Raw genomic sequence first — 23,745 nt, forward strand, 5'->3', positions numbered from 1 at the left:
AATACAACAAGGAAATAGGCATGCTGAAAAGAAATGCAGTGGCTATAGCGATCTCTTCGCTATTTATGGCGACAGCGGTCAATGCTGCGACCATATATGAAGATGACAACGGAGACTTTCTAAAACTGTATGGCGAAGTGGGTGTTGGCGGACATGTTGGCGCAAACTACGAATACGGTGAATTTTACACTGATGAAAAAAGCTACATCGATGACTCTTTCGCTACGTTAGGCGTCAAAGGTAAGCGAGACAAAATGCACTACCGTCTAGAGCTAGATTATGAACGTGAGAATTGGAAGCACGGTTCTGGCGATCTAGTTCTAACCATCGATAAATTATTTGTTGGCTACGATGTGTGGGAAAACCAGTACATTGAAGCCGGCCTGACGGATACAGCATTTGATGATTACGATAAGTGGGGTGACTTCACTTTTGATACAACTGTAGAAACTGGTGAAGCTGGTGACCAAGACGTAACAATCAAATACGAAGGTCGTTACTTTGATGATGTAAAAGTCGGTGCTTCATACACTTACGGTGGTAAGTCTTCATCTGGTTCTGAGCTGGGTGACATTGTGAACGGCTACATTGGCTACTTTGGCGATAGCTTCTCAGCTGTTGTTGGTTTAGAAGGGCGCGGTGGTTCTGATGGTAAGTCGAAGTACGGTGAACAACGTTTGGTTGGTTTTGGTATGCGTTACGCAGTTAATGACACCATTCACTTAGGCTTCAACGCGTTCTACGAAGAAGAAGATATTGCTCGCAAAGAAACGGTTATCGATAACACCGATAAAGAGAACAAGCAAAGCATCTTCAATGATTACCAAACCCAAGAAAACCAAGGTGCTTTGGTTTCGGCGAAATACATTTTCACCAAACAGTGGGAGCTCGTGGGCTCTTACAACTACGAAGAATATGAAGCGTGGGATCCAAGCAGTGATGTTTGGGATGGTAAGCGATACAGCTGGGGTACAAGCCGCACATGGGGCACGCTAGGCGTGAACTACAAACCAACCAGCTCAAGCATTATTGCGCTTGAAATGAACGCTGGTGATGCTGCTCAAGACGCTTACGCTTATGCGCGCGTTTACTTCTAACCCACGATAGAGAGATTTCCCATGAATAAAAAAATGACCCTACTCGCGGGTGCGATTAGTAGTGTACTAAGTGGCGCAGCATTTGCGGATATTAACGACATCATTATTTCTGAGTATGTTGAAGGCTCGGCATCAAATAAAGCCGTCGAAATTACCAACATAGGCTCTGCAGCACATACCTTTGACGGTACACTGTCGCTGTACTACTCGTCTTACAAAAACCAGATTAAAGATAAAGATGGTAACAACGTACTGAAAGGTAAGGACGGTAGAACTTTACAACCAGGTAAGAGCATCGTTGTTATTAACGGTGACGCGGGTGCTGAAATGCGAGCGTTCATTGAACGTTTGGGCGGTAAGGACGTGACAGTTGTTGCTGGTACTTACGATGAAGTAAAACACTCAGCAATGAACTTCAACGGTGATGACGCAGTGTGGTTGGGTACAAGCTCAGCGGAAGCGGACATTAAGGATATCTTTGGTACTTACGGTTACAAGGGCGATAAGCTTTGGGATGACCGAACCATGCGCCGTAAAGCAGGTTCAACACAAGCGACGACATATGATGAATCTCAGTGGGACAAGTTTGCAAAAGACGACTTCGGTGGTCTTGGTGATCCTACTGCAGTAAATAACGATCCAATTACACCACCAGAAAACACGCCATGTGCTGATGCTGCAGGCAGTCTTTCTTACAAAACCATTGGTGAAGTGCAAGGTGAAGGTTATTCATCGCCTCTGATTGAGTCTGGTTACGAGTCGGCAGATGAGTACTTAGTGACAGGTGTTGTGAGTGCGGTAACTACGAATCTAGTGAAGGGTTTCTTCCTTTACGACAACAATGCTGATGGTAATGTTAAGACATCAGACGGTGTGTTCGTTCAGACGAAAGGCGAGCTGTCTCAAGACATGGTTGGTCAACAAATCTGTGTTCGTGCCAAAGTAAAAGAGAACTATGGTGTAACAACACTGATTCCAACGAATGACATTTGGGAAGTTGAAAACGCTTCTCAAGTACCACCAACACCAGTTGATATGGTTCGTATCGATAGCGATGATGAAAACTTCCGTTCGACACTGGAACGTCTAGAAGGCATGCCTGTTCGATTGGTGAAAGATATGGATGCAGTTGAAGATGGCGAGCAGAACATGCGTGTTTCTCGTTCGTTCAGCTTTGATTTTGATAGCTTCCGTAACAACATGGTATTGGCATACAAGCGTCCAAACCCACAGCCAAACCAAGATCATGTAGCAGGCAGCGCAGAATCTCTGGCACAAAAAGCAGAAAACAAAGACTTCCGTGTTTATGTTGATACCGATGCTAAAGCACCAAATGGTCAAATTCCTTACTACCCAGATTTCTTTGCTGATCCAAAGAAAAACTACATCCGCATCAACGACTCTGTCGTTGGTTTAGAAGGTGTTCTGCATTACTCGTACAACGAGTTCCGTTTGATCCCAACGAATACGGTTGATAGCAAAGCGTTCATCCACAATACCGATCGAACTAAAGCGCCTTCGATCAAGGAAACAAACGATGCGTACTCTGCGGCTGATTCATTCAACATTCGTATCGCAACACAAAACGTACTGAACTACTTCAACTCACCATATGGCGGTTCTGATAACAGCTTTGGTGACAACCGTGGTGCTGAATCACAGCTGGACTTTGATCGTCAACAAGCCAAGATTGTAGAAGCAATTTACGGTCTAGATGCGGATATCGTTGGTTTGATGGAAATCGAGAACAACGGTTTCGGTGACTTTGGTGCAATCAATGAATTGCTTGCCGCAATCAATGCGAAGTACTACGACGAAGATTACGGTGACCGTAATAAGTCAAACTCTATCCACAACCGTTACGTGTTCGTTGGTTTTGATAAAAACGGCGACACCATTCTGGATGATCAAGATACGGTCGGCTCTGATGCGATTACTACAGGTATTATTTACCGCCCATCAAAAGTCTCTGTGATCTCTGGTCAAGTTATCCCGATGCCAAGTCAACATGCACCAATGATCGTCGATGAAAACGGTGCTCCAATCACAGACAGCAAAGGTGAAATCCGTGAGAGCGGTGATAACTACCAACGTAATACGGTAGCGGCTACTTTCCAAGTCTTGAACACAGGTAAGCGTCTAACGGTTTCGGTAAACCACTTGAAATCTAAAGGTTCGACTTGTTACGAAGATTGGAAAGGTTGGGAAACATGGGAAAAATTCGATCCTTCAAAAGATGATGTGAAGAGCGATGGTGACTTCCAGGGTTCTTGTGAGAACTTCCGTGTTGCTGCGGCTTACCACCTAGGTGAAGAGATGGCGAAGATCGAAGGTGACAAAGTAGTTCTTGGTGACATGAACTCTTACGCACACGAAGATCCAATGCTGGTTCTAACGTCTAACCCAACAGGTAAAACTCTTACTGCAGCGGGTTACACCTTCATTGGTAAACTGCCTCAATTTGGTCCAGAAGGCAAAGTCATTACTAAGACTTACGGCTACATCAACGCGGTTGATCGAATGATGCCTGCAGGCGAAACGGCTTGGAGTTACTCATACAATGATGAAGTGGGCTCGTTGGATCACCTATTGATCTCTGGTTCACTAGATAAGCGCTTAATTGATGCTGTTGATTGGCACATCAATGCGCCAGAGTCGTCACTGTACGATTACAACAGCAAGTACAAGGGTGGTGATACGAATGAACCAAACCCATTCTACTCACAAGACCCATACCGTTCGTCTGACCACGATTCTGCTCTCGTTACACTAGGCTACAAGTACGGTGAGGCTGGTGAGCGACTTGTGACAATCGCAACGAAGAGCGGTCGCGCAGATATCGGTTACGCAGTTCCAGCGACGGCTCAAAAGGGTGATGTAGCAACCTTGTCTATTTCTCCTGTTCCGGCTGATGCTCCAGCACTACCAAAAGTGACACTGGATAAAGATGGTGCGCAAATGGTGATGTTTGATTCAGCAAAACTACCAGTTGGTAAGTATGAGCTGACGATGACTCTGAACAACGAAACTTCAGGTGTTGTTAACCAGAAAGTGACGGATGTGGAGTTTATTAAACGTGATTCAAGCAATGTGAAACCTGTTCACCCAGAAAAAGATGGGTCTGGTGGTTCATTCGGCTTTGGCGCGCTACTTGCGATGCTAGGTCTAGGCTTCCTACGCCGTCGTCGCTAAGCGAATTTATTTCCTGACAAACAGTTCCTAAATAGCTGTAAAGACCAAAGGCCAGCCTATGCTGGCCTTTTTATTCAGCAAAAACTTGCCTTTCTTGCTTGGTATAGCAAAATACCGCCCTTGATTGTCACGAACGTGGCGATTCACCACTTAAGCATTGCCAAAACGGATTGGAGCAACCGACCTTTTATGTTGTTGATCATCGATAACTACGACTCTTTTACCTACAACCTTTACCAATACTTCTGCGAGCTTGGTGCAGACGTAAAGGTGGTGCGTAACGATGAAATCGACATCCAAGGCATTGAGGCGCTCAACCCAACTCATTTGGTGATCTCTCCAGGTCCCTGTACCCCTAACGAAGCGGGTATCTCTCTACAAGCTATCGAATACTTTGCTGGTAAGTTACCAATCTTAGGTGTTTGTCTTGGTCATCAGGCGATTGCGCAGGTGTTTGGAGGGGAAGTGGTACGTGCTCGACAAGTGATGCACGGTAAGACCTCACCAATTCGTCACAACGGTCGCAGTGTGTTTAAAAACCTTAATAACCCACTTACGGTAGCCCGCTACCACTCTCTCGTGGTGAAAAACGGCACATTACCTGATGTGTTTGAATTGACCGCTTGGACTGAACTGCCTGACGGAGCCATGGACGAAATCATGGGTTATCAGCATAAAACCCTGCCAATTGACGCGGTACAGTTCCATCCTGAGTCGATTAAGACAGAACAAGGTCACGAGCTGCTTGCGAACTTTCTTGCGCGCAAAGCGATCTGATCGCGATCACCTTTCTTAACAAATTCTTCATGTTTTTCGCCTGAGAATGGGAATGCAAAACTATGCGTTCTGTCTATTTGGTGGCGGCTATTCATTTTTCTCCTTTCTTTCTAAACCTTGCTATACATAACTTTTATAAAAAATCGCTTCTCTATTTACGTTTCTTGGTGCATAAATAATCATAGATAGTGAGTATGGGTAGTCGTGCTCGGAAGCGAAAAGAATAAATCACTATTGAAATGGTTAATTAAATGTAAATACAATGCCGCAATAGCTTAAATGCAAAACATTATTTGCTGGCAAAGAGTGCCGGTTAAATTCGCTTATCTGCTAGGCATGCGGTATCAAGAAGGAATGTGCAATGACAACGGAAAACAAAGTAGAGCGCGGTTTATTCGATGAGGTAATGGTACCTTGCTATAACCCGATGGAAATGATCCCTGTAAAAGGTGAAGGTTCACGCATTTGGGATCAGAACGGAAATGAATACATCGACTTTGCTGGTGGTATTGCGGTGAGCTGTCTTGGTCATTGTCACCCAGTTATGGTGAACGCATTGACTGAGCAAGGTAACAAGCTTTGGCACCTAAGTAATGTTATGACTAACGAGCCAGCACTGCGATTGGCGAAGAAGTTAACAGAAGTCAGCTTTGCTGAGCGAGTGTTCTTCGCTAACTCTGGCGCAGAAGCAAACGAAGCGGCACTAAAGCTAGCACGTCGTTACGCAGCAGACGTTCATGGTACAGAGAAATCTGAAATCATCGCATTCAAACAAGGTTTCCACGGTCGTACTTTCTTCACGGTAACAGTAGGCGGTCAAGCGGCTTACTCAGACGGTTTCGGTCCTAAACCTGGCGATGTGACACACCTTCCTTACAACGATATCGAAGCACTTCAAGCACACATGTCGGATCGCACTTGTGCGGTAATGATGGAGCCTCTGCAAGGTGAGGGCGGCATCATTCCACCAACACCTGAGTTCGCTCAAGCAGTTCGTGAACTGTGTGACAAGCACAACGCACTGTTGATCTTCGATGAAGTGCAAACTGGTAACGGTCGTACGGGTCACTTCTACGCATACCAAGGTCTAGGCATTACGCCAGACATTCTAAGCACAGCGAAATCACTGGGTGGCGGTTTCCCTATCGGTGCCATGTTAACGACGGCAAAACTGGCTGAGCACATGAAAGTGGGCACGCACGGTTCAACTTACGGTGGTAACCCACTAGCGTGTGCAGTTGCAGAAGCAGTTGTTGAAGAAGTGACAAAACCAGAAGTACTGGCTGGCGTATTAGAGCGTGAAGCCATGTTCCGTGAAGGTCTGGAGAAGATTAACGCGAAATACAACATCTTCTCTGAAGTGCGTGGTAAAGGTCTACTGCTTGGTGCAGCACTTAATGAAGAGTGGCAAGGTCGTGCGCGTGACGTACTGGTTGCTGCAGGTAAACAAGGTCTCATGGTATTGGTTGCGGGTGCCAATGTCGTACGTTTCACACCATCACTCGTTATCACACAACAAGAAATCGAAGAAGGTTTGGCGAAGCTGGATAAAGCGATCGCAACGCTGGTTTAAGCGCGATCTCCGCTTATCGTCAACCTAGACACCCCCATCAAGGATCTCTGATGGGGGTATTGTTCCTACAATATAGTTAGGATCTTCTTGCATCTGGAGGGAGTATTGATGCTAGTAGTTCGCCCTATCGCAATGTCGGATTATGACGCGCTGCACACCTGTGCGGTTGAGTCAGGTCATGGATTTACATCTCTACCGGTTAACGAAGAACTGTTAACCAATCGAATCAAACACTCAGAATACAGTTTTGGCAAACCTGACGTTAAGGAAGCCGGTGATGAAGGCTACCTAATGGTGGGTTTTGAATCTGAAACTGGTGAAGTGGCAGGTACCACAGGTATTGAAGCTTCGATCGGCTGGGATGTGCCTTTTTATTCTTACCACATCAGCAAAGTGGTGCACTCGTCACCAAAGCTTGGCGTAAACAACGTGGTGAAGCTGCTGACGTTTGGTAATAACTACACGGGTAACAGTGAAATCTGTACCTTGTTCCTACGTGAGAAATTCCGTGGTGGCTTGAACGGGCGTCTGATGTCCAAGTGCCGTTTCTTAATGATGGCAGAGCACCCAGAACGTTTCTCGGAAACCATCTTTGCTGAAATGCGCGGCGTATCAGACGAGAACGGTAACTCGCCATTCTGGCAGTGGCTTCAAGAGCATTTCTTCTCTATCGATTTTACGCTTGCGGATTACCTAACTGGTATCGGCAAGAAAGGTTTTATCGCCGACTTGATGCCGAAGTTGCCAATCTACATCAACCTACTGAGCCCAGAAGCGCAAGCTGTGATTGGTAAAGTGCACGACAACACACGTCCAGCATTGAAGCTGCTTGAGCGTGAAGGCTTTACCAACCGTGGATACGTCGACATTTTTGATGGTGGTCCAACGGTGGAATGTGACTTACGTAATATCGAATCGGTACGCCACTCATTCCGCGCGCAAGTCAAAATCTCGGAGCACACCAGCACACAAGACTTCTTGATGTGTAACTCATCATTCGAGAACTTCCGTGCTGCCGCAGCAAAAGCAGCGTATGACGCAGAAACGCAAAGCGTAGTGCTTGCACCAGAATTGGCGGATGCACTCTTGGTTGAGGAAGGGGATTTTGTTCGCCTTCTTCCGCAGTAATTGACGAGAGAATTTAAGGATAGAAACAATGACACATTGGATTGCAGGTGAATGGGTACAAGGTCAGGGTGAAGCATTTACGTCTCTGTCGCCTTACAACCAAGAAGTGATCTGGCAAGGTAACGGCGCAACAGCAGAGCAGGTTAACCAAGCGGTATCTGCGGCGCGTGAAGCGTTTGTTGATTGGAAGAAGCGCCCATTTGCAGAGCGTGAGGCGATCGTGTTGGCTTTTGCTGAGAAAGTAAAAGAGAACAGCGAAAAAATCGCTGAAGTGATTGCTAAAGAAACCGGCAAGCCAATCTGGGAAACACGCACCGAAGCGGCTGCAATGGCAGGTAAAATCGCGATTTCTATTCGTGCTTACCACGACCGTACGGGCGAAGCGACACGTGAAGCCGCAGGCAACCAAATTGTATTGCGTCATCGCCCACTAGGTGTGATGGCGGTGTTTGGTCCTTATAACTTCCCAGGTCACTTGCCAAATGGTCACATCGTGCCAGCGCTATTGGCTGGTAACACCGTGGTCTTCAAACCGTCTGAGCAAACGCCATGGACGGGTGAACTCGCTATGAAGCTGTGGGAAGAGGTCGGTCTACCAAAAGGTGTGATTAACCTAGTCCAAGGCGCGAAAGAAACCGGTATTGCGCTGGCGGATGCGAAAGGTATCGATGGCGTGCTGTTTACTGGTAGTGCAAACACAGGTCATGTTCTACATCGTCAGTTTGCTGGTCAGCCGGGCAAAATGCTGGCGCTTGAAATGGGTGGCAACAACCCGATGGTTATCTCGGATAACTACGGTGACTTAGACGCAACGGTTTACACCATCATCCAATCTGCCTTCATCAGTGCAGGGCAACGCTGTACCTGTGCTCGTCGACTATACATTCCATTTGGCGACAAAGGTGATGCAGTCATTACTAAGCTGGTGGAAGCGACACGCAATATTCGTGTAGGCCAACCATTTGCAGAGCCTGCGCCTTTCATGGGACCGCAAATTTCGGTAGCGGCGGCCAAGTTCATTCTCGATGCACAAGCGAACTTGCAATCACTGGGTGGCGAAAGCTTGATTGAAGCAAAAGCAGGCGAAGCGGCGTTTGTTTCTCCGGGCATCATCGATGTGACGAACATTGCCGAGTTGCCAGATGAAGAGTACTTCGGCCCACTTCTGCAAGTGGTGCGCTATGAAGGGCTAGAGAAAGCAGTAGAGCTGGCGAACGATACGCGCTTTGGTCTATCTGCAGGTCTGGTTTCAACCGATGACCAAGAATGGGAATACTTCGTGGACCACATTCGTGCTGGCATCGTGAACCGCAACCGTCAGCTGACGGGCGCAAGTGGTGATGCGCCATTTGGTGGTCCGGGTGCGTCGGGTAACCTACGCCCTAGTGCTTACTACGCAGCAGACTACTGTGCGTACCCAATGGCATCAATGGAAGGACAAGAGACGGTCTTACCTGCCACATTGAGCCCGGGTGTAAGCCTGTAATAGAGAAACACGAAGTGGTGACAAAGTATCGCCGCTTCTCTCTGCCGGAGCTATTTACCAAGTTAGGATTCTGGTAAGCGCGCTGGCAAACGCCAAAGGCGAGCTTAAGACTCTCCAGAGCGTGTTGACTGACTGGCACTTATGCCACACATACCGTCACAGGTTGATGACCGCTCGTTCGTGATTCTGGACAGCCCACGGGCTGTGAACGAGCGGTCAACTTCCTCTTACCCCTAACTCTACATTTCATAACAAGGAGTCGTTATGACGCCCGATGTGTTATTTGAATCGCTATGGCAAGACTACATTCAACGTCTTTGCCCTTCTGCTGCTAAAGTTCATCAGCTTCTTCAAGAAGATGAGCCTCTGATTAATGACCATATTGCGCTACGTACGTTTAATGTCGCTCCCCTAGGCATTGAAACGTTAGCGAAGCCATTCCTAGCGGTGGGTTACAAAGCCTGTGGTGACTACGTATTTGAAAGCAAAAAGCTGGTGGCAAAACATTTTGAGCACCCAGATCCGAAACAGCCAAAAGTCTTCATCAGTGAATTGAAAGTGGATGAGTGCTCACCAGAGCTACAAGCCATCGTTCATAAACTGGTAGAGCAGGTTGATGCGTCTAAATTGACCAGCAGTGACTTCTTGTACGGCGGACGTTTGTGGGACCTTAGCTATGCTGACTTCCAGATCTTAGCGAAAGAGAGTGAGTACGCTTCTTGGCTTGCTGCGCACGGTTACGGAGCGAACCACTTCACAGTGAGCGTGAATCAACTCAATCAGCATGAAGAAGTGAAGCAAGTGAACGACCACCTACGCACCGTAGGCTTTATCATCAACGAGAATGGCGGTGAAGTAAAAGGCACGCCAGAGGTGTTACTAGAGCAATCATCGACCATGGCAGACAAAGTGCCAGTGACCTTCACTGAAGGCGTTGAGGTGATTCCTGGAGGCTTCTACGAGTTTGCTAAGCGCTACCCAATGGATAACGGTGAGTTGTACCCAGGGTTTGTAGCTGCATCGGCAGATAAGATCTTCGAGAGTACCAACGGTTAATAGATACAAGGCGAGAATGCTTCGCTTCGAGAGGGTTTTTACTTGGAATCTGAGAGGGCTTCATCTCAAAGGATGAAGTCCGTTGTGAAGCGCAGCGCTCTCGACTCTCAATGTCTAACTCCCAAAAAAAAGAAAAAGCCACCAAACTTGCATTTGGTGGCTTTTAAATTTTTTAAACGTTAATCGAGATTAACGAGTCCCGTAAACAACGATAGTCTTACCGTGCGCAGAAATTAGGTTCTGCTCTTCTAGCATCTTCAAGATACGACCTACTGTCTCACGAGAACAGCCAACGATTTGACCGATTTCCTGACGAGTGATCTTGATTTGCATGCCGTCTGGGTGCGTCATCGCATCTGGTTGTTTAGCAAGGTTCAGAAGAGTCTGAGCGATACGACCAGTTACGTCTAGGAACGCTAGGTCACCCACTTTTTGGCTAGTAACTTGTAGACGACGAGCCATTTGCGCCGAAAGACGCATTAGGATGTCTGGGTTAACTTGGATAAGTTGACGGAATTTCTTGAAAGAAATCTCTGCCACTTCACAAGGAGATTTAGCGCGAACCCAAGCTGTACGCTCTTGGTCTTCTTCGAATAGACCAAGCTCACCAATGAAGTCGCCTTGGTTTAGGTAAGAAAGGATCATTTCCTTACCTTCTTCGTCTTTGATAAGAACCGCAACAGAACCTTTAACGATGTAGTACAAAGTCTCTGCTTTTTCGCCCGCGTGAATTAGCGTGCTCTTTGATGGGTACTTATGAATATGACAGTGTGAAAGAAACCACTCTAATGTTGGGTCGGTTTGAGGTTTACCTAGAACCATAATATCTCACTTCCTCTGCAGGGTACGCTTGCGCTATCCATATTTTAGCTAAGCCTGAATTGGCTTACTAGAATAAGAGCACTTTTTATATGCTGCAAGCTCTCTTGTGTTTCGGTTAGAAATAGTATCCTTTTTCGGAAACGATTTCTTGATTTTAATCGTGCCATGATTGAGATTTTGTAAGCAAAACTGTGCACATGATCACGGTATGAAAAGTAAACACTCAATTAACGAGGTTTTTAGCCAATTTTTCCGGTTTCGATGAGTTGCTGCAGAATCGGTCTCACTATGAGCTCCATTGCAAAGCTCATCTTACCGCCAGGAACCACAATGGTGTTATGGCGAGACATGAAGGAGCCATCAATCATCGCCAACAAATACGGGAAGTCGACATTCTTGATACCGCGCAGGCGGATCACCACGAAGCTTTCATCCAAGCTAGGGATGCCTTTAGCGTTAAGTGGGTTAGAAGTATCGACGGTTGGTACGCGTTGGAAGTTGATATGTGTGCGAGAAAATTGCGGGGTAATGTAGTTCAGGTAATCGTCCATCGAGCGCACGATCGAATCCATCACCGCTTCTCTTGAATGACCACGATCGCGCGTGTCACGAACAAACTTTTGGATCCATTCCAAGTTCACAATCGGCACCATGCCAATTAGAAAGTCGACGTGACGCGCCACATTGACATCACCATCTACCACGCCACCGTGTAAACCTTCGTAGAACAGCACATCGCTGTTTTCTGGCAGATCTTGCCAAGGCGTAAAGGTGCCCGGCATTTGGTTGTATGGAACGGCTTCATCAAAAGTGTGCAGATAGCGGCGCACGCTGCCAGTGCCATCTTCACCGAACTTACGGAAGAACTCTTCTAGCCCCGGAAAGTCATTGGCTTGTGGACCAAAGTAGCTGATGTGTTTGCCTTGCTCACGCGCTTTGCGGATTTCGACATCCATCTCTGGACGTGTAAAGCGGTGGAAGCTGTCACCTTCAACCCACGCTGGTTTGACGTTCATCATATTGAACATCTTACGGAAGGCTTCAGAAGTGGTGGTTGTGCCGGCACCGGACGAACCAGTAACCGCAATGATTGGGTGTTTCGCTGACATGACAAACCTTGTCGAAAATTACTTACCTGTAAAGTGCAGCACACGTATGCTGCACGGTCGATAACCCACTATAGCACGTAACAAGCCCTTGTCATCGAGTGGGATACGGTAAAATGTGAAGGGTCTAAAACTTTGCTTTTAGTTGGATATCAACCGTTTCATGAAGCTCAGAAAATACGATGACCGCTTCGCCTTTCTCTAATTGGGTTTTGACCTGATCGATTTTACTCTGCAGTGAAACTTCGACTGAGCCGTAGTCGGTGCCTTCACGTAGCACGAATTCGCGGATCAGGTTTTCTAGTGTCTCTGGCGAAATGTCTTGCCATGGAATGATCATAAATACCTCAAACTTTTATGATGTTTAAGCGCGCCTCTTAGGTTATTGATGTCTGGCGCGCCTAGATAGTTTACTGTGTTCGTGGCACTGATACAGCAGAAAGGTACTCAGCGGCGATACTTTCGTAATAAGCCGGTAATGCTTCTTCTAACCAGAATTTAGGTTTTAATGCCGTGCCCGTCAGGAAGCCAACGTGTCCACCATGTTCATAAAGCCGATAATCAATGTTGTCTGGCAATACGAATTTTGGGATCACCTCTTCGGTCATAAACGGATCGTCTTTGGCGTGGATGATCAAGGTTGGCAAGGTGATCTGTTGCAACTTGCTTAAGCCTGAACATTGATCGTAATAATCTTGTGCGTCTTTAAAACCATGCAGAGGCGCGGTGATCAAGTCATCAAATTCATACAAGCGAGTCACGCGTTTGATCGAGTTATACGACAAGGCGAGTTCACCTTGGATTAAGTCGTGCTTTTGCAGTGCATTGCGTTTGAGTGAAGAGAGCAAGTAACGTCGGTAAACTTTCGAGAAGCCCTGCTCAATACGATTGGCACATGCTGCTAAGTCCAGTGGTGCAGAGACAATGGTTGCGGCACTTAATATTGGGTCGTCTTTATACTCAGCCAAGTAGTTCGCCAGCATGTTACCGCCAAGGGAAATGCCGACCGCAACTTTAGGGTTGTTAGGGAATTGCTGATTGAGTTGCTGAAGAAAGAAACGAGCATCCGTTACTTCGCCAGAATGATAGGCGCGGGCTTTCTTGTTTGGCTTACCGCTGCAACCACGAAAGTGCATCATCACTGACAGCCAACCCGATTTAGAGAAGGCGTTCATCAAACCGTTCGCATACGGACTATAGAAGCAGCCTTCTAAGCCATGAAAGAGGACGAAGATTGGTTTGTTGTGAGCGGCTTCAGAATCTGGCTGTTGTGACCACGCCAAATCTAAGAAGTCACCATCCGGTGTATCGAGTGTTTGCCAAATAGGCGTAAACAACGCTTTCTTGCGGATAAAGCGTGGCAATAGCGTCTGAAGATGCGGGTTCTTAATCCCGGCGGCTGCGAAAAATTGTGTCATACCTAACTGCTCTTATATGGTCCTTCAATGTTCGCTGAAGAACTTATTAATATAATCCTTTATAGCTTTAGTATAGATATTTTACTGGTTTATGACTGATTTATGGATATTGAATGTTTGGAACTGGAATGGAGAATGCCTGTTGCAGATGCTCTCCACCTAACTGGCGACAGTATCTCAGCGTCAGTGGTTCGCCATCATTCTTGACTAATCTGAGTGAGTTGACGCAGTCGACGAGGTCGGACTGTTGCTGTTTTTCGAGCTGCAATTCGAACTGTAATGCTTCGCGATAAAGCGCGTCATTAACTTGTGATTTGAGGTGGCGACGAAGTTCACGGTAAGAGTGGAGCAGAGTTTCGCTTCGACCAAGACAGCCTTGAACTAAATGCCAATCTTGTTCTTGGAAAATCACCTGCTGCTCATCGAGCCATCTGAGCAGCAGTAATAGGTTCACGTTGCCGTGGTAGTTGTTTTGCAATGATAAGCACGCTTCCTTCACTTCTCGCACACCATAAAATTGCAGACTGAACTGCCAAAGGTGTTCTAGGGTAAGAGTGTATTCTGCGTGCTCGTTTGTCATTGATTAAACTCTAGTTCCATCTGCTCGAGTGTTTCTTGGGCAGACATCCATTCCATTTCTACTTCTTCAAGATCTGCTTTGCTAGAAGCTTGAAGCGCCAACACTTCGTTAAGTTTAGCCTTGTTTTCGGCTTCATACAGCGAGTTATCCGCTAATTGCTCTTCTGCTTTCGCTAGAGCTTCACCTAACTTATCCATTTTGTTTTCTAACTGTGTCAGCGTTTTGCGAATTGGTGCGGTCTGCTTACGAAATTCTGCTTCGCGTCGCTTTTGCTCTTTTTTCGCCGCTGCACTGTTGGCGTTATCTTTAACTGGCTGAGCCGCTTGTGCTTCTTTACGCTCGGCTTTTTGTTGCTCGGTCAACCACTTGTAGTAATCGTTCAAGTCACCGTCGAATGGTGCGACTTGGCGATCGTGCACAAGGTACAAATCATCTGTGGTTGCACGCAATAGGTAGCGATCGTGCGAAACAATCACCATCGCACCTTCGAATGTTTGCAGTGCCATGGTCAGTGCTTGGCGCATGTCCAAGTCCAAGTGGTTGGTCGGTTCATCGAGTAGCAATAGGTTCGGTTTCTGCCACACAATTAATGCCAATACCAAACGTGCTTTCTCACCACCTGAAAACGGTGCGACTTTCTCAAGCGCTTTATCACCTTGGAAACCAAAGCTACCTAGATAATCACGTAGCTGCTGCTCGGTTTGATCTGGTGCGATTTGCATCATGTGCTGCAGCGGTGTTTCTTCTGGGTGCAGTGTTTCTAGTTGGTGCTGAGCGAAGTAACCGATCTTCACGCCTTGTGAATAAGTGAGATCGCCGCCTTGCGCTTTGAGCTCACCAGACAGCAATTTGATCAAGGTTGATTTACCCGCGCCGTTACGACCAAGTAGACCAATACGGCTGCCCGGCACTAAGTTAAGGCGGATCTTCTCTAAGATCAGGTTGTCACCGTAGCCTGCCGATACTTCATCCATCATCATGATTGGGTTTGGTAGGGCTGCAGGATCGCGGAACTGGAAACTAAATGGGTTATCGAACTGCGCTGGCAGTACCTTCTCCATACGCTCCAGCGCTTTAATACGGCTTTGTGCTTGGCGCGCTTTGGATGCTTTGTAACGGAAGCGGTCAATGTAGCTTTGCATGTGCGACATCTGTTTCTGTTGCTTCTCGAACATCGCCTGTTGCAGCACCATCTTTTGTGCGCGTTGGTTTTCGAATGACGAGTAGTTACCTGTGTATTCGTTCAACTGCTGGTTCTCGATGTGAATGATGCGACCAACGATCGGGTCCAAGAAGTCACGGTCGTGCGAGATCAGAATCAGCGTACCAGGGTAGTTTTGTAGCCAGCGCTCTAGCCACATTACCGCGTCCAAATCCAAGTGGTTGGTTGGTTCGTCGAGTAACAGTAGATCAGAACGACACAATAGCGCTTGAGCCAAGTTAAGGCGCATACGCCAACCACCCGAGAACTGAGTCAGGTTCCAACTCATTTGCTCTTGGCTAAAGCCCAGACCATCAAGCAGTTCGGCAGCACGTGCGCGAATGCTGTAACCGCCAATGGTTTCAATTTTGCCGTGGATCTCCGCAACTAGGGTGCCGTTGTCTTTCTCTTCGGCGATCGCCAGTTGAGCTTCAAGATCGCGGAACTCACGATCACCATCAATCACGTATTCCAGTGCACTACGGTCGAGTGCTGGCGTTTCCTGTGCAACCCAAGCCAATTCCCAATGTTGAGGTTGGCTAAATGAGCCTGCATCAATCGACAGTTCATCTTTTAGTAGGGCAAACAGAGTTGATTTACCACAGCCATTTTTACCAACCAGACCCACTTTGTCGCCTGGGTGAATGGTTGCAGATGCTTGGTCTAAAAGAGGTTTACCGCCACGCAGTAACTGAATATCAGAGAAGGTAATCATAGAGTTTTAATTCACTTTGCGCAGTGCGCGTTTCTTGGTCGTTGATCTCGCGGTGAATAGTAGGGGTATTGGCGGGAAAAGTCGATCTCTGCGCTTTAATTGCATTATGCTATACAAAAAAGTATAACAAACTGATAACGATAATTTTCCCTGAGAAATCAACACAAGGACGACCATTTGGCTGTTGCTACGCCCATTCCTCCGAGGGTTCTGGTTATTTATGCTCACCCAGAACCGCAAAACTCCATTGCCAACCAAGTGATGATTAAAAAAATCGAATCACTGGGTCATGTCACCGTGCACGATCTTTATGGCGCGTACCCTGATTTCTTTATTGATGTGAACTACGAACACGATCTACTGATGTCGCATGATGTGATCGTTTTTCATCATCCTCTCTATATGTATTCCTGTCCTGCACTGTTGAAAGAATGGATGGATCGTGTGTTGGGCAAAGGCTTTGCGTTCGGTGATGGTAGCGCATTAGCGGGTAAGTACTGGCGCAGTGTGATCACTACTGGCGGTAAAGAGGATGCGTTCAGCCCGATGGGTTACAACAAATACCCACTTGAGCAAATTCTACAACCGTTTGAACTGACTGCCGCTTTATGTCAGATGCATTGGATTGAGCCTTTAGTGCTGTACTGGTCGCGCAATGTATCGGACATCGAACGTTATCAGCATGCTGAACAATATCGTCAATGGCTGAACAACCCTCTGAGAGAGTGGGATGAGCAAGGAGGTTACCATGGCGATAACCAGTGAGTTTCTTCAAAGTAGTGTGGTATTCCTTTCTGCTGCCGTTATTGCAGTGCCGATTGCCCAGCGACTTGGTCTGGGCTCTGTACTTGGCTACCTGATTGCAGGCGTTCTAATTGGTCCTTGGGGGCTGGGGTTAATCAGTGATGTGGACGCGATTCTCCACTTCGCCGAACTCGGGGTGGTGTTGCTGCTGTTCTTAATTGGTTTGGAACTCAACCCTAAAAAGTTATGGCAGATGCGCGGACCAATCCTCGGTCTGGGTGGCGCTCAAGTTATTGTTACCACGGCGGTGATAGGCAGCATCGTCAGCCTGTTTGGATTGAGCATGCAAGTGAGCTTAGTGATCGGTATGGGCTTGGCACTCTCGTCCACCGCGATTGCACTAAAAGTGATCGAAGAACAGGGGCAAGCCGGCACGGAAACCGGACAATCTGGTTTTGCTGTGTTGCTGTTCCAAGATATTGCCGTCATCCCGATGCTCGCCATGCTGCCATTACTCGCCGGTGGTCAAAGCGGTGGTGATTGGTTAGATGCTATTTGGGTATTAGGCAGTGTGGCTGCGTTATTAGTTGGCGGTCATTTCCTCTTACGTCCTTTGTTCCGTTTTGTGGTGATGAGTGGTGTGCGAGAACTCTTCACCGTTGCCGCCCTCCTAGTCGTACTTGGCATTTCTGTTGCGATGCAAAAGCTGGGGCTGTCGATGGCACTCGGTACTTTCTTAGCGGGTGTGTTACTGGCAGAAAGTGAATACCGTCATGAACTAGAAATCGCGATTGAACCGTTTAAAGGTCTGCTGCTTGGCTTGTTCTTTATTGCTGTGGGTATGGCAGTGAATCTTGGTTTATTAGCCTTGCAACCGTTCGCAATTATTGGTGCCGTGATTGCTCTTGTGGTGGTCAAAGGTTTGGTTCTGTATGTCTTGGCTCGCACTGCTCGAGTCCGTGCGAAATCGCGCAGTCGTATGGCGGCGATTTTGAGCCAAGGTGGTGAGTTTGCGTTTGTGATTTTTACCGCTGCAAGTCAAGAAGGAATCTTAACCAAAGAGCAAGTTGCCTTCCTGTTGGTGGTGGTGAGCTTGTCGATGGTGACCACGCCGCTGTTGCTCATGGGACAGAAGAAGTGGTTTGCGCACACGCTTAACCAAGAAGAAGAGAGCGTGACGACCAATGTGGTGGATCGTCGACCACGAGTGATCATCGCAGGCTTTGGTCGTTTTGGTCAGATTGTTGGACGCCTGATGTACGCCAACAAGATCAAAGTAACGGTACTAGAAAGTGATGCGAGCCAAATCCACTTGCTGCGTAAATACGGTTATAAGGTGTTTTATGGTGATGCGACTCAGATTGATTTGTTACGCGCCGCGGGAGCGGATAAAGCAGAAGCCTTAGTGATCTGTACCGACTCACCAGATGAGGTGATGGCGATTGTCGACATTTGCCGTGCGCACTTTCCGAAGTTGAAGATCCTTGCCCGTGCTCGCAGCCGCGTAGAAGCCTACCAGTTAATGAACCATGGCGTGCAAAATTACTCGCGAGAAACCTTTTTGGGTGCTTTAGATCTAGGTCGCCAAGCGCTCGTAGAGTTAGGTATGCATCCGTATCAAGCAAAGCGGGCAGAAGCACATTTTCGCAAGCTAGATAATGCTATGCTCAAAGACTTGTTACCTCAGCACAATGAGGACAAAGAACTCGCTCAACGCTCGAAAGAAGCACGTAAAGAACTAGAAGAAATCTTCGGTCGTGAAATGGAAAGCGACCAACAGTCGCCAAATCATTGGAAGTAGTACCCGCACAGCATCAAGCGGGAAAAGGAACAAAAGTGAAAGCCAAGAAACGTTTTATCGCGGGTGCAAGCTGCCCGCAATGCAGTCAGCAAGATACTCTGCGCTGGTGGATTGATAACAACATTGAGCTGGTTGAGTGTGTCGACTGCGATTATACCGAGCAGCGTAAACCGCAATCTGTAGAAAAAAATAAACACTCAGAACAAGAAATGATCGGGATTTTTAAGCCTGAGTAATTGAACTTCGTTAATTGATCCCCATAATACTATCATCTCGGTACTTAACCCCATTCTGGTTAGGTCAATTAATCTCCCTGGAGTTAGTATGAAAATTGAAAAGAACGTTGTTGCAAGCCTTGCATACAAAGTAATGTTGGAAGACGGTGTTGTTGTTGATCAATCAACTTCTGAAGCACCTCTTGATTACCTTCACGGTCACAACAACCTAATCACTGGTCTTGAGAAAGAACTAGAAGGTAAAGTGGCTGGCGACAAGTTCTCAGTAACAGTAGCTCCTGAAGATGCGTACGGCGACCACAACGATGCACTAGTGCAACGTGTTCCTGCAGACGTATTCCAAGGCGTTGACCAAATCGAAGTTGGCATGCGTTTTCTAGCAGATACTGACCAAGGTCCAATCCCTGTAGAAGTAACTGAAGTAGACGGCGACGAAGTTGTTGTAGACGGCAACCACATGCTAGCTGGTCAAACACTAACTTTCGAAGTAGAAGTTATGGCTACTCGTGAAGCGACAGCTGAAGAGATCGAACACGGTCACATCCACCAAGGTGGCGGCTGCTGTGGCGGTCACGACCACGATCACGAAGGCGGCTGCTGTGGTGGCGAAGAAAAAGCTGACGACCACGAATGTTGTGGCGGCGGCGGTTGCGGTTCTCACTAATCGCACGCTCTTCACTAGATAACGCTATCTAGTAAAGCTTTAAAAAGCGCAAGTTGAGGTTTCAACTTGCGCTTTTTGTTTATCTGGGGTGTAGTGCCAATCATACAAGGAATAACAGTTGGACAAAGCGATGACGAAACCTTTCTCGATTGCCATTCATGGCGGTGCAGGCACTATCTTGCGTGAACAGATGAGTGACGAACTGCAACAATCCATCTTGGCGGATTTAGAAGCTGCGGTAAAAGCGGGGCATCAAATCCTAGCAACAGGTGGTGAAGCCATAGATGCGGTCGTGGCGGCAGTGAAAGTGCTGGAAGACTCTCCTAATTTTAATGCGGGTAAAGGCTCAGTACTGACCCATAACGAGATGGTCGAAATGGATGCCTCTGTGATGGATGGTCGACATCAAGACGCAGGGGCAGTCGCTGGGGTGCGTCATATCAGAAACCCCATTGAACTCGCTCGTGACGTGATGCGAAACAGCAACCATGTATTGTTGGTGGGCGAGGGCGCAGAGAAGTTTGCTTTTGAACAAGGTCATGAGTACACCGAGCAGGATTACTTCTTTACCGATCGCCGCTATGAGCAGTTGCAGTCTATGCGTGAGAAAGGACTGTTTGCTCTGTCGGAATCTCGTTACCCAGATGATCGTAAGCACGGTACGGTTGGTGCGGTGGCATTGGACCGACAAGGCAACTTAGCCGCTGCGACCAGTACTGGTGGCGTGACCAACAAGAAATACGGACGAGTGGGAGATTCTGCTCTGATTGGTTGCGGCACGGTGGCAGAGAATGGCGTTGTGGCGGTTTCCACTACGGGTGTCGGTGAGTTCTTTATTCGTAAACGTGTTGCGGAAGACGTTGCAGCACGCATGCGTTATTTGCAAGAAGACGTTCATACGGCGTGCGAACACATTATTCAGGGTGATTTAAAAGCAATGGGCGGCGAAGGTGGTTTGATTGCAATTGATGCTAAAGGTGAGCTGCACTTTGCGATGAACAGTTCTGGCATGTACCGAGCTGGCATCAATACGCAAGACGAGCTGACCGTTAAAATCTACGCAGACGAATAATTTCGTCCCGCTCATTCCTAAGCAACATTTTTAAGTTGCGAATACAACAAAGCCCAGAACACGTTCTGGGCTTTATGCTATTTGAACCTGCATTTTAATAATGCGGTGGTGGGGTTTCTTCTGACGGATCGGCTAAATTCGACGAGTCCATATTTTTCACTTTACCTACCACATATTTCATCTGATCGAGCATCTTGGTAATTTGCAGTTGTTGCTGCGACAAGGCGCCGTTCAGATCTTCAATAGTCTGTTCTTGGAACGCAAGCTGACATTCTAAGTCATTGATGCGTGCTTCCAATTGCTGAATGATTTTATCTGTCATGATCCGTTCTCTAGCTGCCAAGCTTGGGCAATGCCCGCAGAAGTGGCAGTAATTACACGTTGCTTGGAATCAAAGGCTGCATCATACACGACCGCGCGGGGAGGGCGAGTATCTTTTTTCGGCTCAACTTCAAATCCATCGACGCGTTTGCCGGTCTGGGTATCCCACACCATCACACGACCTGAAGGTGTGCCAGTTACTAACAAGCTGCCATCATCGGAGAAGCGCGCCGTCGAAAAGATTAACTGACGAGACCAACTGCTCAGTTGCGTGACTTCTTCACCCGTCTCTAAATTCCAGATGATGGCTTGGTTGCCACCGTCTGAGGTCATGGCCAGTTTGCCATCTCTCTGTAAAGCGACTCTGACTACGCGTTGGTCGTGCTCAAAGGTACGCAATACCAGCCCTGTTTCGGTATCCCACAGATACGCTTTGTAGTCGTTGCCACCTGTGAGAGCGAAGCGACCGTTGGGCGAGATAGCGACAGAATTGACTTTTTCTTGGTGCGCAAGGAACTCTAGCCGACGACCAGTGACTAAGTTGACGTAAATCGCTTTACCGTTGGACAGTCCAAGTAATACCTGTTCACCGTTACTGGTGATATCAACGTCTCGAATCAGCGCGTCATCGATAGACCACAGCCCTTCAGCTTGAGTCCATCCGAGATCCCACACAGCGAAGTTCATTTGGCTTGCTGTGACTGCATAACGACCATTGTCTGAAATGCGAATATGGGAGACCACGTTGGCGGCTTGATCGAGTTCACCCAGCTTTGCGAGTTGTTTGTTTTGCTCCAAATCCCAAAGAACCAATTGGTGCTCTTTGGAGTACAGCAGCGCAAATCGACCATCTCGGCTGAGCGCAAAGCTGGTGGAACCTTGTGGTTCGAGTGACCAACGTTGAACATCACGATCGGTAAAAAAGCATCCATTTAACGTGGTGATGACAATTAAATATAGGAATAAATGAGAAATTCTTTGCATCACATCTAATAATCCGGTTTGTGTCTTAAGACATATAGCTAGTATATTGGTATAACGATTGTCTTCACTAGTCTCATAGAAGATTTGTGCACAACAACCAGTGGCTAAGCCATTATTGGGAGAATTTAATGAAATCAGTTTTAAAAGTGTCGCTACTTGCTGCAACAGTAATGCTAGCGGTAGGTTGTCAAAAAGAAGAAACAAAACCAGAAGCAGCACCTCAAGCAGAACAAGTTCAAGCAGAGACTGGTAAAGCAGTTCACTTTAAAACAGACGATGACAAAGCGGCTTACGCGATCGGTGTTTCATTTGCTAACTACCTAAGCACTAGCATTGAAAAACCAAGCGAAATTGGCATCAACCTAAACAAAGACCTAGTTCTTAAAGGTATCGAAGACGTATTTAAAGATAAAGCAGCGCTAAACGAAGAAGAAACTCGTGCCGCTCTAGAATCTCTAGACAAGCGTGTTGCAGAAACTATGCAAAAGCAAGCGGCTGAGAAAGCAGCTGAAGCGAAGAAAGCTGGTGATGACTTCCGTGCGGAATTCGAGAAGCAAGAAGGCGTAGTGAAGACAGAATCTGGTCTTCTATACAAAGTTGAAACACCGGCTGAAGGCGAGAAGCCAAAAGACACCGACACAGTTCAAGTACACTACAAAGGTACTCTGATCGACGGTACTCAATTCGACAGCTCTTACGATCGTGGCGAACCAGCAACGTTCCCACTAAACCGCGTAATCCCAGGTTGGACTGAAGGTGTTCAGCTAATGCCTGTAGGTTCTAAGTTCAAATTCGTTATCCCGCCAGAGCTAGCATACGGTGACCAAGACACACCGAGCATTCCTGCTAACTCAACGCTAGTATTCGAAGTTGAGCTACTAAAAATTGAGAACGACAACGCTGCTCAATAATTATCCTTAGCGATAACTCGATGAAAAAAGGTCCGTTTTACGGGCCTTTTTTGTTCTAGGTCACTAGTTGGTGAGTTTGCTAGGTTGCCTTTCAAATTTTCTGATAAACTTACACCAATTTGTTGATTTTTCGCTCGAAGGCTTATGACAACTACAGAAACAATAAATGCGGAAATGTTGCTCGAAATGGAATCTGTCAACGTGATGCCATTTACCGAGCACGATAAAATCATCTTGAGATCTTACGAAGCGGTCGTTGACGGCATTGCCAGTCTTATTGGTCCGTTCTGTGAGATCGTTCTTCACTCACTGGAAGACCTCAATACCTCTGCAATCAAAATCGCTAACGGTGAGAACACCGGTCGTCAGGTAGGTTCTCCTATCACTGACTTAGCACTTAAGATGCTGAAAGACATCGAAGGTTCTGAGCGTAACTTCTCACGTTCGTACTTCACCCGCGCTAAAGGCGGCGTATTAATGAAGTCGATCACCGTTGCTATTCGTAACGGCGAAAACCGTGTGATTGGTTTGCTTTGTATCAACGTCAACCTTGATGCGCCTTTCTCTCAAGTGCTGCAATCTTTCATGCCAACGCAAGAAGCGAAAGAAGCGGCGTCATCCGTTAACTTCGCAAGTGATGTTGAAGAACTCGTAGACCAAACGGTTGAGCGTACGATTGAAGAGATCAACGCCGACAAATCCGTCTCGAACAACACCAAAAACCGTCAGATAGTGATGGAACTGTACGACAAAGGTATTTTCGATATCAAAGACGCTATCAACCGTGTCGCAGATCGCCTGAATATCTCTAAACACACCGTTTACCTATACATTCGTCAGCGTAAGACTGAGGACGAATAA

The 23,745-nt window shown here is 47.1% G+C and carries 22 protein-coding genes; 14 read left to right on the top strand and 8 right to left on the bottom strand.

Annotated features, from left to right (window positions below; translation table 11 throughout):
- The first annotated feature begins 20 nt into the window (after window positions 1-20).
- The 7 genes from QMY49_RS16050 (at window position 21) to QMY49_RS16080 (ending at window position 10,309) form a co-directional block, all read left to right on the top strand.
- Window positions 21-1,097 carry a porin gene (locus QMY49_RS16050; RefSeq protein ID WP_017819683.1) on the top strand — a complete coding sequence of 359 codons (1,077 nt, stop codon included), beginning with the start codon at window positions 21-23 and terminating at the stop codon, window positions 1,095-1,097.
- Between the two features lie 21 nt (window positions 1,098-1,118).
- Entirely contained in the window at window positions 1,119-4,289 is a 3,171-nt protein-coding gene (locus QMY49_RS16055) for an ExeM/NucH family extracellular endonuclease (protein WP_283312336.1), read from the top strand.
- A gap of 189 nt (window positions 4,290-4,478) precedes the next feature.
- Window positions 4,479-5,066 carry an aminodeoxychorismate/anthranilate synthase component II gene (locus tag QMY49_RS16060; RefSeq protein ID WP_283314135.1) on the top strand — a complete coding sequence of 196 codons (588 nt, stop codon included), beginning with the start codon at window positions 4,479-4,481 and terminating at the stop codon, window positions 5,064-5,066.
- Between the two features lie 361 nt (window positions 5,067-5,427).
- Window positions 5,428-6,639 carry an aspartate aminotransferase family protein gene (locus tag QMY49_RS16065; RefSeq protein WP_005438347.1) on the top strand — a complete coding sequence of 404 codons (1,212 nt, stop codon included), beginning with the start codon at window positions 5,428-5,430 and terminating at the stop codon, window positions 6,637-6,639.
- 108 nt (window positions 6,640-6,747) lie between these two features.
- Window positions 6,748-7,767: an arginine N-succinyltransferase gene (gene astA, locus QMY49_RS16070; RefSeq protein WP_005438349.1), complete on the top strand. Its 1,020-nt coding sequence runs from the start codon at window positions 6,748-6,750 to the stop codon at window positions 7,765-7,767.
- 28 nt (window positions 7,768-7,795) lie between these two features.
- Window positions 7,796-9,253 carry a succinylglutamate-semialdehyde dehydrogenase gene (gene astD, locus QMY49_RS16075; RefSeq protein ID WP_017819681.1) on the top strand — a complete coding sequence of 486 codons (1,458 nt, stop codon included), beginning with the start codon at window positions 7,796-7,798 and terminating at the stop codon, window positions 9,251-9,253.
- Between the two features lie 264 nt (window positions 9,254-9,517).
- Window positions 9,518-10,309, top strand: a complete 792-nt coding sequence (locus QMY49_RS16080) for a DUF1338 domain-containing protein (RefSeq protein WP_005451448.1) — start codon at window positions 9,518-9,520, stop codon at window positions 10,307-10,309.
- Window positions 10,310-10,498: 189 nt separating this feature from the next.
- Here QMY49_RS16080 and crp read toward each other — a convergent pair whose 3' ends face one another.
- From crp to QMY49_RS16110, 6 genes are all read right to left on the bottom strand, one after another.
- Entirely contained in the window at window positions 10,499-11,131 is a 633-nt protein-coding gene (gene crp, locus QMY49_RS16085) for a cAMP-activated global transcriptional regulator CRP (RefSeq protein WP_005381432.1), read from the bottom strand.
- Window positions 11,132-11,370: 239 nt separating this feature from the next.
- Complete coding sequence (locus QMY49_RS16090; RefSeq protein WP_005438358.1) at window positions 11,371-12,240, bottom strand: phosphoribulokinase; 870 nt, start codon at window positions 12,238-12,240, stop codon at window positions 11,371-11,373.
- Window positions 12,241-12,364: 124 nt separating this feature from the next.
- Window positions 12,365-12,577 (bottom strand): YheU family protein, encoded by a 213-nt coding sequence (locus QMY49_RS16095; protein ID WP_005451451.1) that lies wholly within the window; start codon window positions 12,575-12,577, stop codon window positions 12,365-12,367.
- A 70-nt stretch (window positions 12,578-12,647) separates the two neighbouring features.
- Window positions 12,648-13,655 carry a hydrolase gene (locus QMY49_RS16100; protein ID WP_009700452.1) on the bottom strand — a complete coding sequence of 336 codons (1,008 nt, stop codon included), beginning with the start codon at window positions 13,653-13,655 and terminating at the stop codon, window positions 12,648-12,650.
- 100 nt (window positions 13,656-13,755) lie between these two features.
- Entirely contained in the window at window positions 13,756-14,235 is a 480-nt protein-coding gene (locus QMY49_RS16105) for a TIGR02444 family protein (RefSeq protein ID WP_017190933.1), read from the bottom strand.
- The gene (locus tag QMY49_RS16110; RefSeq protein WP_009702946.1) at window positions 14,232-16,151 is read right to left on the bottom strand and encodes an ABC transporter ATP-binding protein; all 1,920 of its coding nucleotides are present in this window, start codon (window positions 16,149-16,151) and stop codon (window positions 14,232-14,234) included. Before QMY49_RS16110 ends, QMY49_RS16105 begins: the two co-directional genes overlap by 4 nt.
- Before the next feature lie 177 nt (window positions 16,152-16,328).
- Between QMY49_RS16110 and kefG the strand changes: the two genes are divergently transcribed.
- The 5 genes from kefG to QMY49_RS16135 all read left to right on the top strand — a co-directional run bounded on the left by kefG (window position 16,329) and on the right by QMY49_RS16135 (window position 20,668).
- A complete protein-coding gene (kefG, locus tag QMY49_RS16115; protein WP_005451460.1) occupies window positions 16,329-16,916 on the top strand; it encodes a glutathione-regulated potassium-efflux system ancillary protein KefG in 588 nt (195 codons plus the stop codon).
- Window positions 16,900-18,696, top strand: a complete 1,797-nt coding sequence (gene kefB / locus QMY49_RS16120) for a glutathione-regulated potassium-efflux system protein KefB (RefSeq protein ID WP_005451461.1) — start codon at window positions 16,900-16,902, stop codon at window positions 18,694-18,696. Before kefG ends, kefB begins: the two co-directional genes overlap by 17 nt.
- A gap of 35 nt (window positions 18,697-18,731) precedes the next feature.
- Window positions 18,732-18,932: a YheV family putative zinc ribbon protein gene (locus QMY49_RS16125; RefSeq protein WP_005432753.1), complete on the top strand. Its 201-nt coding sequence runs from the start codon at window positions 18,732-18,734 to the stop codon at window positions 18,930-18,932.
- A gap of 88 nt (window positions 18,933-19,020) precedes the next feature.
- Window positions 19,021-19,596 carry a peptidylprolyl isomerase gene (gene slyD / locus QMY49_RS16130; RefSeq protein ID WP_005432768.1) on the top strand — a complete coding sequence of 192 codons (576 nt, stop codon included), beginning with the start codon at window positions 19,021-19,023 and terminating at the stop codon, window positions 19,594-19,596.
- 130 nt (window positions 19,597-19,726) lie between these two features.
- Window positions 19,727-20,668, top strand: a complete 942-nt coding sequence (locus QMY49_RS16135; RefSeq protein WP_283312341.1) for an isoaspartyl peptidase/L-asparaginase family protein — start codon at window positions 19,727-19,729, stop codon at window positions 20,666-20,668.
- Between the two features lie 94 nt (window positions 20,669-20,762).
- Here the strand turns inward: QMY49_RS16135 and QMY49_RS16140 are convergent, their stop codons facing one another.
- Window positions 20,763-20,990 (bottom strand): SlyX family protein, encoded by a 228-nt coding sequence (locus QMY49_RS16140; protein ID WP_005451463.1) that lies wholly within the window; start codon window positions 20,988-20,990, stop codon window positions 20,763-20,765.
- Window positions 20,987-21,973 (bottom strand): WD40 repeat domain-containing protein, encoded by a 987-nt coding sequence (locus QMY49_RS16145; RefSeq protein ID WP_005451464.1) that lies wholly within the window; start codon window positions 21,971-21,973, stop codon window positions 20,987-20,989. Before QMY49_RS16145 ends, QMY49_RS16140 begins: the two co-directional genes overlap by 4 nt.
- Before the next feature lie 128 nt (window positions 21,974-22,101).
- Between QMY49_RS16145 and fkpA the strand changes: the two genes are divergently transcribed.
- Window positions 22,102-22,884, top strand: coding sequence for an FKBP-type peptidyl-prolyl cis-trans isomerase (gene fkpA / locus QMY49_RS16150; protein ID WP_005451465.1), 783 nt, complete (start codon window positions 22,102-22,104; stop codon window positions 22,882-22,884).
- A 144-nt stretch (window positions 22,885-23,028) separates the two neighbouring features.
- Window positions 23,029-23,745: a helix-turn-helix transcriptional regulator gene (locus QMY49_RS16155; RefSeq protein ID WP_005438378.1), complete on the top strand. Its 717-nt coding sequence runs from the start codon at window positions 23,029-23,031 to the stop codon at window positions 23,743-23,745.

The organism is Vibrio harveyi (assembly GCF_030060435.1).
GTDB lineage: Bacteria > Pseudomonadota > Gammaproteobacteria > Enterobacterales > Vibrionaceae > Vibrio > Vibrio harveyi.